The sequence below is a fragment of the Brevundimonas sp. GW821-FHT09G01 genome (assembly GCF_059416065.1).
The window spans coordinates 1-1,754 of record NZ_JBWKOL010000016.1 but is presented as its reverse complement, the minus strand read 5'-3'; the positions used below and the strand labels follow the sequence as shown (position 1 = coordinate 1,754).

The following is a 1,754-nucleotide window of genomic DNA, read 5'->3' as shown; positions in this document are numbered from 1 at the left end:
CCGAACTCGAGGACCTCGATGCTGGTGGCCAGGATCGAGCCGTCGCGGCCGGCGGTGTTGTCGATGATCCGCCAGCCGGCGCCCTCGGCGGTGATGGTGTAGTCGGCCTGGACCCCGCGCAGCAGCAGCCGGTCGTGACCGCCGCCGCCCTGGATCTGATCCGAGCCGCCGCCACCGGCCAGCACGTCGTCGCCGCCGCCGCCGATGATCAGGTTGTTCAGGCTGTTGCCCGTCCCCACGAAATCGCCCACCCCGCCGAACACCAGGTTCTCGATGTTGGCGCCCAGGTAGAAGACGTTCAGGCGCGCCTCGACGCTGTCGGCGCCGCCGTTCTCGGCCTCCACGATCGTGTCGCCCGCCTCGACCACATAGTAGTCGTCGCCCGCGCCGCCGTAGAGCTCGTTGGCCGCGCCGGAGCCGCCGTACAGGATGTCGTTGCCGTCGAAGCCGATCAGCACGTCGCGCGCGGTGGTCCCGCGGATGACGTTGTCGCCGGCGTTGCCCTGGCCCTCGAAGCCGGTCGTGCCGGTGTAGGTCAGGTTCTCGACATTGGCCGACAGGCGGAAGCGCGCCAGGCCGGTCTCGACCAGGTCCACGCCCTCGCCGGCCTGTTCGACGATGGTGTCCTCGGCCTCGACGACGTAGCGGTCGTTGCCCGCCCCGCCGTACAGCTCGTTGGCCGCGCCGGTCCCGCCGTGGATGACGTCGTCGCCGTCGAAGCCGGCCAGCACGTCATAGCCGTCCCCGCCCCACAGGGTGTTGGCGCCCGCGTCGCCGAAGATCACGTCGTTGAAGGCCGAGCCGCGCACGTCCTCGATGCCGTTCAGCACGTCGGACGCCCCGTCGCCGTCGTTGGACGCCTGGTTGCGGTCCAGGCGGACCGTCACCCCGGCCGCGGCGCTGGAATAGTCCGCCATGTCGCGGCCGTCGCCGCCGTTCAGGGTGTCGAGGCCGGCCCCGCCGACCAGGCGGTCATTGCCCGCCCCGCCGATGATCAGGTTGTTGGACGCGTTGCCGACGCCGGTGAAGTTCCCGGTTCCGTTATAGACCAGGTTCTCGATGTTGACGCGCAGGACGAACGTATCCAGCCGCGACTCGACCGTGTCGATCCCGTCGTTCTCGGCCTCCACGACCGTGTCGTTGGCCTCGACCACATAGTAGTCGTCGCCCGCGCCGCCGTAGAGCTCGTTGGCCGTGCCGGCGCCGCCGTACAGGATGTCGTTGCCGCCGAAGCCGATCAGCACGTCGCGGCCCGTGGTCCCGCGGATGACGTTGTCGCCGGCGTTGCCCTGGCCCTCGAAACCGGCCGTGCCGGTGTAGGTCAGGTTCTCGACATTGGCCGACAGGCGGAAGCGCGACAGGCCGGTCTCGACCAGATCGACGCCTTCGCCGGCCTGTTCGACGATGGTGTCCTCGGCCTCGACGACATAGCGGTCGTCGCCCTCGCCGCCGTACAGCTCGTTGGCCGCGCCCGCGCCGCCGTGGATGACGTCGTTCCCGGCCAGGCCGATCAGCACGTCATAGCCGGCTCCGCCGCGCAGGACGTTGCTTCCCCCGTCGCCCAGCAGCACGTCGTTGAAGGCCGAACCGGTCAGGTTCTCGATCCCCATCAGCGTGTCCACGCCGCCGTCGCCGTCGTTGGACGCCTGGCCCGTGTTCAGCTGGGCCGTGACACCCGCCGCCGCGCCGGAATAGTCCGCCGTGTCGATGCCGTTTCCGCCGTCCAGCAGGTCGTTGCCCCCGCCGCCGGTCAG

At 70.2% G+C, this 1,754-nt stretch carries 1 protein-coding gene; it reads right to left on the bottom strand.

What is annotated here, in order from left to right; all coding sequences use genetic code 11:
• The coding region (locus AC07NB_RS17615) for a calcium-binding protein (RefSeq protein WP_494572543.1) at positions 1 to 1,754 on the bottom strand (1,754 nt) is incomplete at both ends.